The 8682-nt window shown below is 35.3% G+C and carries 8 protein-coding genes; 3 read left to right on the top strand and 5 right to left on the bottom strand.

The genetic code is table 11. The features are described from left to right. Positions 1–131: 131 nt before the first annotated feature. The 3 genes from ACQKIH_RS21935 to ACQKIH_RS21925 all read right to left on the bottom strand — a co-directional run bounded on the left by ACQKIH_RS21935 (position 132) and on the right by ACQKIH_RS21925 (position 3612). On the bottom strand, positions 132–704 hold the full coding sequence (locus tag ACQKIH_RS21935) for a manganese efflux pump (protein ID WP_427768900.1): 573 nt from the start codon (positions 702–704) through the stop codon (positions 132–134). A gap of 96 nt (positions 705–800) precedes the next feature. Next, a complete protein-coding gene (locus ACQKIH_RS21930) occupies positions 801–1835 on the bottom strand; it encodes a TlpA family protein disulfide reductase (RefSeq protein WP_427768898.1) in 1035 nt (344 codons plus the stop codon). A gap of 82 nt (positions 1836–1917) precedes the next feature. Continuing rightward, entirely contained in the window at positions 1918–3612 is a 1695-nt protein-coding gene (locus tag ACQKIH_RS21925; RefSeq protein ID WP_427768904.1) for an FAD-dependent oxidoreductase, read from the bottom strand. 254 nt (positions 3613–3866) lie between these two features. Between ACQKIH_RS21925 and ACQKIH_RS21920 the strand changes: the two genes are divergently transcribed. From ACQKIH_RS21920 to ACQKIH_RS21910, 3 genes are all read left to right on the top strand, one after another. Next, a complete protein-coding gene (locus tag ACQKIH_RS21920) occupies positions 3867–4508 on the top strand; it encodes a DUF3885 domain-containing protein (RefSeq protein WP_057987852.1) in 642 nt (213 codons plus the stop codon). Between the two features lie 132 nt (positions 4509–4640). Further along, entirely contained in the window at positions 4641–4805 is a 165-nt protein-coding gene (locus ACQKIH_RS21915) for a hypothetical protein (protein WP_169793448.1), read from the top strand. Position 4806: 1 nt separating this feature from the next. Further along, positions 4807–5421 carry a cysteine peptidase family C39 domain-containing protein gene (locus ACQKIH_RS21910; protein WP_427768897.1) on the top strand — a complete coding sequence of 205 codons (615 nt, stop codon included), beginning with the start codon at positions 4807–4809 and terminating at the stop codon, positions 5419–5421. 516 nt (positions 5422–5937) lie between these two features. Here the strand turns inward: ACQKIH_RS21910 and ACQKIH_RS21905 are convergent. Together ACQKIH_RS21905 and ACQKIH_RS21900 are read right to left on the bottom strand one after the other, a co-directional pair. Beyond that, the gene (locus tag ACQKIH_RS21905) at positions 5938–7539 is read right to left on the bottom strand and encodes a DUF4179 domain-containing protein (RefSeq protein ID WP_427768902.1); all 1602 of its coding nucleotides are present in this window, start codon (positions 7537–7539) and stop codon (positions 5938–5940) included. 1 nt (position 7540) lies between these two features. Continuing rightward, a complete protein-coding gene (locus ACQKIH_RS21900; RefSeq protein ID WP_427768895.1) occupies positions 7541–8077 on the bottom strand; it encodes an RNA polymerase sigma factor in 537 nt (178 codons plus the stop codon). Positions 8078–8682: the final 605 nt, after the last annotated feature.

Raw genomic sequence — 8682 nt, 5'->3', positions numbered from 1 at the left:
AAAAAAACACCCCCTAGTTGAATTTTAGGTATCTAAACCCGAATTCAATCGAAGATGCTTTTTTTATTTGTCTATATTTTTGGGGTCAGTCCCGTGCCTTCAAAATGGTGTTTTTATATTGTCTTTTTGTACTACCTCGCGAAAACTTCAAAAATACCAATAATGATAAGCAACCACCCTGAAATAGCTGTCGAATACCTTCCGATAAATGTTTTCGAAATGAGTGATCCGAAATGACTCCCCAATCCAACGGTTACAATAGAGAAAAATCCGATTGAAAGTACCGTCCAAACTGCGGAAATTCCGTTCGCACCAATACCAATGCCCGCAGCTAAGCAATTGATCGATAAAATAAATCCAAGAAGAATCGATTCGCTTAAAGAAATGACATTATTATTATCTCGATCAACTAATTGTGGATTTTGCAAAATTTCCTCATGGCCAAATTTTTGAGAAACTAACGTCCACAAACCGATGACACATAGCAAAAGGCTCCCTAAAAGATTGGCAATATGTACGGACATATACGTGCCGAGCGTGCCACCAATCCATACCGCGAAATACGTGACAATCATCGTAGTAATCGCAATACTTACGTTTGATAGAAATGGAATTCTCATTTGTTTCACGCCATACGCTAAGCCAATTCCTAAGTTATCTAAATTTGCCGCGATACCGATTACAATGATGGTTATCCAATGCATGATGGTCCCCCTCGAAATCATCGAACTCCTTTCATCATATGGCGAAAAAAATAATAAGTGCCAGAGCACATGAAGTTTCATATGCCTGATACTTATTTACTGCGTATAGCGTTCAACGAGCTGCTGTAATGTTGCTTCGCTTAACGGACCGACAATACGATGCAACTCCTCCCCCTGTGCATTTAAAAGAACCGTTGTCGGAATCGTTAAGACACTGAATGCCTTTCCCGCTGAATCCTCACCATCCACTAAAATCGGATACGTGACGTTGTATTGCTCCAAGAAGTTTTGTAATGCTTGCTCTCCATCATCGCGCGCGGCTAAATTAACGCCAACAAGCTCGACAGTTTCCGGAAGTTTTTCTTGGAATGCTTGTAAATGCGGCATTTCCGCCTTACACGGCGGACACCACGTCGCAAAGAAATTAACAATAGTCAGTTGCTTCTCTGCATTGTGTAATGTTCGGCTATCCCCTGCTGTTGTCGTTAACGTAATTTCTTCCATTGTAATGGATGCTATATTTTTTTGCTGTGGTGCATACAACATCATCCCGATGAATAGCGCAATCACCGCAATCGCAAATATTTGCTGTAGCTGCTTCGTGCGACCAAGTGCCACCAACAAGATAAGGAACACAATAAAAATCGCTGGCCACACAGATTGAAGCGGGTTCTGCATAAATAAAAGTAAGCTCACAAAAAACGTAGCAATACGGCTATTTTTGAATAGGACAACAAGTGCCATAACCGCAAAAACAACAATTAGCCAATTTTGCAGCAACAAACCCATAATAACGTGGAAACTTGCAATGAAAAGAATTAAGCCTTGCCATAATGCGTCTAAATGAAGCGTATGCCGTTTTCGAATAAGCTGAAGAACCGTAATGAAAATAGCTAAATAATGTCCTTTCATTCCCCCATCAAAATAAAGGATGGACATAGGTGCATTGATAAACGCATCAAAATAATAAATGATATAACTAAGCTTCCAAATGATAATGTATAAAAAGAGGTATGCATCCAATTGCGCATCCTTATTCTTTTTCGTCATCCATTCTGAAATAAAAACGGCCCCAAAAAATGCGAGCCAACTATATGGAACATTGATGGAGCCGATTGATAAGTAATCCATATGCGTCCTTTCTTCGATCAAAGTAGAATTGATTCTTCATTGTAAAAAAAGGACAAGCTTATTTACGCTTGCCCTTTTTCATTTATTTAAAATTATAAGTCGTCACAATAGGCTCTCTATTTAGCACTTGATCGTTGTAAGCCTCATACAAGGAAATACCGAGGAATGAACCTGAAATATTATACACATTTTCATAACCACTATTTTCTAACGCCATAACCGCATTATAGCTGCGTTGTGCAGAGCGGCAATGTACGTAAACCGGTACATCCTTTGGAATTTCGTGCATGCGCTCACGGAACTCACTTAACGGAATGTTTAGCGCACCTTTTAAATGACCATTCGCAAATTCATTCACTTCACGCACATCAATAATCACCGCGCCACTTTCCACTAAAGAACGCACTTCACTCACACGCACTTGCTTGAATCGCCCATGCATAATATTCGTCGCCACTAATGCCGCCATATTCACAACATCTTTTGCCGTGCTAAACATTGGCGAATATGATAATTCAAGCTCCTTTAAATCTTCAATCGTTCCATTCATCGTTATAAGCGTCGCCATCACGTCAATACGCTTGTCCGCATTCCCTTTGCCAATCGCTTGTGCACCTAAAATACGACCTGTTGGCACTTCAAAAATCAGTTTAAAATGAAGCGGATTACTTGAAGGCATTAACCCTACTTTATCCGGTGCAATGACATACACCGCCTCTACGTTAAATCCAGCTTGTTTCGCGATACGCTCCGTTAAACCAGTTGCTGCGGCATTGTAATCAAATACTTGGATACTAGAAGAACCAATAACCCCTTTATTCACAACCGGCATGCCGTAAATATGATCTGCTACAGCACGTGCTTGACGCTGCGCAGGTCCGGCTAATGCTAATCGTGTCGGCTTATTCAGTAGGCGGTGATACACTTCGATTGCATCCCCTACCGCATAAATATTGCGATCATTCGTTTGATAATTTTGATTCACTTTAATGGCACCTGTTTCACCGATTTCAAGCCCTGCTTCCGAAGCAAGTGATGTTTCAGGACGCACACCAATCGCTAACACAACGATATCCGCTTGAATTTCTTTACCCGAGTTTAATGTAACAGCAGTTTTCGAAATTTTCGCTAATCCGTCATTTACAATAAGCTCTACACCTTTGTCTACCATTTCTTTGTGTAAAATTTGCACCATATCATCATCAAATGGCGTTAAAATTTGTGGGGCAAATTCTACAAGTGACACGCCACGACCAGCGAGCTTCAAGTTTTCAGCTACTTCCACACCGATAAATCCGCCACCAATGACTGCGATATTTTTAGCGTCGTTTTCAACAATAGCCTTTTGTAAACGTTCAATATCAACGACATTACGCACCGTAAACACATGTGGTAATTGAACTCCTTCAAGATTCGGTACGATTGGGCTTGCTCCTGGTGATAAAATTAAACGATCATAACTTTCCTCATACGTTTCACCCGTATCGCTATTTTTAACCGTTACTGTTTTTTCGGCACGATTTACTTTTACGACTTCACTATTTACACGCGCGTCGATGTTATATTTAGATTCAAATGATTGTGGATTCATTAATAATAAACGATTGCTATTTTCGACAATGCCACTTAAATGATATGGTAATGAACAGTTTGAAAAGGAAACATGGGGTCCTTTTTCAAACATAACAATTTGAGCGGCTTCATCTAAACGACGAATACGTGCTGCTGCAGATGCCCCACCCGCTACGCCACCAACGACTACGATTTTTTTCATTATGAATACCTCCAATTAGCTGATTTAATTTTTATTTGCTACTTCCAGTTTATACCCCACGAGGTATATTGTCAACGGTGGGTAGATCTTTAATCTAGGAAAATTTGATGTTGATTATTATTATGAAGTATTTCCCCCCAAAATAAATATTATTTCAGTTTTTCTTTTTACCTATTTTTAGTAAATAGTGTTAATGAACTTGAAATTTATGTTAAAATAGTAATGTAATTTTGGTTTTTAAGAAAAGAGGTTTGGCTATGCTCATAAATGACTATATTAATAGAAATTTCCCTAACTTTAACCTTAGACCACCCCTGTTTTATAACTGGGAAATTGGCATACGTTTCGAATTAGGCGTTGGGTGGGATAGAAAATACAATTATGAAAACAGTCCTTATGTACAAGGTGTTTATAAAAGGGCTGTCACGTTATTTGAAGCATTACATTTACAAAACGAGGATATTTTTGTTGTAGTAGATGTGAACGATTTTGGAGATGGAAAATCCTACAAGCACAAAACGAGGCTTTTTTCTCCCTATGTCTATGAAAAATCAACCTTATATAAATTGAAGCATGCAGAAATGTCTTATATTTTTCCAGAAGATGATGAAGACGGAAAATATAAAACGCATAGGTTTACTCTTAAATGTAAAGCGTCTGATATTAACTATATTTCATTGTTAAAGGCAGTATGCAATCATGATTTAGGATTCCAACCAAGCATTTTTCATAGGGTATATTTTTTTAATATCGAAAGGAAAACCATATTTCACGTGTACGATGATCGAGGCTGTGATTTGCTTGCTACCTCAACTGAATCTATACGAGACATTTATAACACATACAATGATTGGATATTAGATTACGACAGAGATGAAATTGATAAAGTGTTTAAATAATCCTTGTTGAACGGTGCTTTCGTTCAACAAGGATTTATAACATATACATAAATAAAACTAAGTTATAAAAAATTCTAAGCTATATGACTGATTAGCAACTTTTATATGTTTAAATGCAAAGGAGGGCATAAGATGGATAACCAATATTTTGTAGGTTGGGGTACATTAGCCTTGATAAATGCTGCACTTGCGCAAGGGAAGAATAGAACAGGCTTAAATTGGTTTTTACTATCTCTAGTGTTAGGGCCATTAGCAACATTAATTCTGTTATTTGTTGAAAAAAGGCAGGAGAATTAGCATGTTTATCGTGAGAACCGTTTTATTATGGATTATTATATCAACTATCATTAATGCATATTTAATGACATTACCCATACCTGTTTTACGAAAAAGAAATTATCCAGCTAACTATGTTATTCAAGAAAACAACCGAATAGATTTTCAAACCAATACGGAATGTGCAGCATTTTCGACAGCGTATGTGTTGCGTCACTTTGGCATGGTGGCCGAGGGTGAGGCGTTATATACGCATTTTCCTAATAAAACGAAGGCAGGCAATGTGTATCCAAAAGGAATCCGTACGGTGTTAAGAGAAATGGGATTTAAAACAAACTATTATAAAGGAAATATAAATTCATTAAAGTATGAAGTTAGTAAGGGAACTCCCGTAATTGTTTTTATTAAAGTACATAAAGATCGTAATAATTTGCATTTTGTCCCTGTCGTAGGGTATGACAAGGACTATATTTATCTTTCAGAATCTTTAAAGCATCTGGTGAATTATGAAGATGATCATGGGAGCTATAATCGAAAAGTTCCGATTAATGAATTTAAAAAACTATGGGATATAAAGCAAATCCATATGCTTTTTTATAGCAATACTTACATAGCCATAGACGCCACACAAAATTAGTATTAATGATAGGGTCATGTCAGAAAAATGTGGGTTTATAAATTTAAAGAATGAATGATTACCCAACGACGGTTTGGTAGCTTTTCTCCAGTGAATTTTAGCGCTAGATTTATTCAAAGAGGATATTCCTCAATTAGATGTAGATGTATTTAGCGGTCGCGGAAAGCTTTTTGCAGGCGAAGCTTTCGATACACTTACACAAGCAGAGCAAACGAAAATCGCTCGTTTAGATGCGTTAAGTGTTGAATAGCACCATTCTTTTCGAAAACAACCAAGGAAATAGAAAAGCGTATTTTGAATTAATCAAAACACGCTTTTTCTATACTCAATTAAATCATCCTTTTATTATCATATGACTTAAATTAGCGTCCCTTTAGTAGACGTACAGTTCTTCACAGTCTCGCTAATCTGCCATAAAACATCAATCAGTCGTGTACTGTTATGAAAAGACTTGTAACTACCGTTTCACTTACGTTACATAAAAAACTTGCTGAGAGAAGCAACACTGCAAACGATTTACTGTAAAACAATAGTTTTAGCTCGATCTTCATTGACAGTATAAAGGAAGAAGTTTAATGTAATATCTTTTTCCTTTATATTTTTAAATGTTTCTACTTGTTTCTGTTTTCTAAACACTCCATCATTAGAACGAGTTTCAGCAAAGATTCTTTTGCCATTCTTATAAATAACATTTTGTGTGATACCACCAAATTGCTCGTTCTTACTTTCTGATTCAACAATTAAATCATTACCTTTCTTATAGTAGGTAATATCAATTGGATACCCGTTTAATTCTGTTTTAACAGTCTTTGGCACATCAGAAATATTTGTTAGCTCTACTTTGTCTTGCTTTTCAGCTTCATAAGAAACCATCGCATCATTTAAAGCAAGAGAAATTTCTTTATTCGTAATATCCTTTATCAGCTTCTGTGGTTCAAAAGAAATATAATCATTAAAATAATCCCCCGATAATTCCTGTTCACCAATTCGTAATTTAAACTGACGATAGTTGAAATGAACTACATTAGAATTAGAATCTATATATTTTCGATCAAAATAAAGCTTCATCTCACTCGGTGTAATAACAAGCTCGTTAAATTGAAGTTGCACAGAGCCTATCTCAATTTTTTCATCTATATCCATAACAAATGTAGATTTTTTAGCAAGATCCTGATTGTATTGGAAATCCAGGCTCCACGTATCTGGTTTATAACTTACTGTATCAGAATAACTTAAAAATACCCCTAATTTTTCTACCACTTCTTTTTGTATCTCTAGTGAATCACTACGTTTAATGACATTTGGTTGTGGACGTTTATGAGTAATGCCAAAGCTCGCAATATTTTCTTCTTGAATTTTATAAGATAAATATGCGTGTTCTATGTTATTGGACTCTTCCAGATTGATAAGATAATCCAATGTATATTGCCCGTTTTGATATCCATTTGAAGTGAATTCTATATGTGATATTCCATCTTGATTAATAGTAACCTTTTCAGGGAACGTGTTGGATTGAACCACATCTTTTAACTCTACACTTTTCCACTGCGTCTCCGTTACACCTCTAAGTTGAAGTGTAACATTGCTGTTGTGCGGGATTCCCTCATCTGTATGTAGAATCCCTACTAATTGATCCGTTTCCTGATTATATACTGCGTTAGCCTCCATCTTTATTTCTTTTCCGTCATTTATTTTGAGTAATGCTTGTTCGAAACCTGCTGCATTGATTGGGTAATCATGATCAATATCTAAGCTAAAGTTAATAGTAGTACCATTTTGATCTGAAATTACATTATGGATATTTAGTACACCAGCTTCGTTTTCTACAGCTTTATTGACTTCCTGTCCAAAGCCATGTTCTAAAGAAGTAATAACGCCTGTTCTATTCATATTTCGCATCCAGTCCAAGATTTCTGTTGTATATTTAGCAAATACAGGTGTGGCTGATAAAACAATTGTGAACATAATGGCGGTTAATATAACTTTTGGTTTGTAGCTATGTTTTTTTGTTTTATAATTATGATTTTGTTGTTTACGGATGATTTTAATCCACATTTCATGCTCATTAGGATAATCTACTTGATCGAACTTCACTTTTTCTTTTATTAAATCGTCCATATTACTCACGATGATCCCTCCATTCAAATAACAAATTATCATTTTCTTGGATAAAATTTTTCGTTAATTTTTTACCTTTAAAAAGCCTCGATTTAACCGTCCCTTCGGGGATTTTTAGAATTTCAGCGATTTCTCTATCTTTACAATCATGCACATATTTCAATACCATTACCTTCCGTATGCGAACAGGCAGTTTGTTCATTAAGTCGACTAACTCACTTTTATTTTCATTGAGCTGTATTGTTCGCTCAATATTTTGGGTATTGTCAACTCGTATCAATGATAGGAAATCAAAATTCCCTTTTAATAGCAGTCTGTTCATTTTCTTTAAATAATTGCGAGACATATTCATAGAAATACTAAGTAACCAAGATTTTTGATTTTGTATAGATTGGAAATCTTCACTCAAAGCTTTTGCAAATACATCCTGACAAAGGTCCTCTGCATCGTATTTATTTTGAAGCATGTAATAGCAAGCTCTGAAGACGTCCTTATAATATGTTTGAAACAAGACCCTTGCATCGCTAATTTGTTCCACAATCCCACCTCCTTTTCCGATTTCTACACAAGTAACAATTTAGTATTATAAATAGTTCATTTTTTCAAAAAAACTTTTACTCAATTTCTTTAAATGATGATGTTCACAAATCATAATTTGTTAACTTTTGTTATTTCCTACGTTTTTAAACTCACCATTTGTTGTGATTATCTAAAGATTTTAATTATTCGATTTACTTAATACATAATAAATTTTAGGGTGGGGCTCATGAACAATAATAAAAAATTAGGCTAATTGATACTTTCTTTGATTCTTATTATTTCTATAATTATTTTCAGCAACCCTAAATTCTTAATTCCATATGGATATGAATTAGCTATAGATGGTTATGTAATAGCTAGAACATTGATATTAATTTTTATCTTATACAATATTACTAAGTTAGGATTTTCATTTTTAAAATGATATTTATTCAATACAAATCTATACGAAAAAAAGTTCCCAAAGATAATTTTGGGGACACATGACAAAGCCACGAATGTTGTTAAATGATATGCTCCCCAATAGGTAGACAGATTAAAAAATAAAATCTGTTTATTAAATGGGGAGTTTTCTCATGCCTAAAAAATCATTTTCACCAGATG

The organism is Solibacillus cecembensis (genome assembly GCF_050272495.1).
GTDB classification, from domain to species: domain Bacteria; phylum Bacillota; class Bacilli; order Bacillales_A; family Planococcaceae; genus Solibacillus; species Solibacillus cecembensis.
This window is presented reverse-complemented; position numbering and strand designations above follow the sequence as displayed.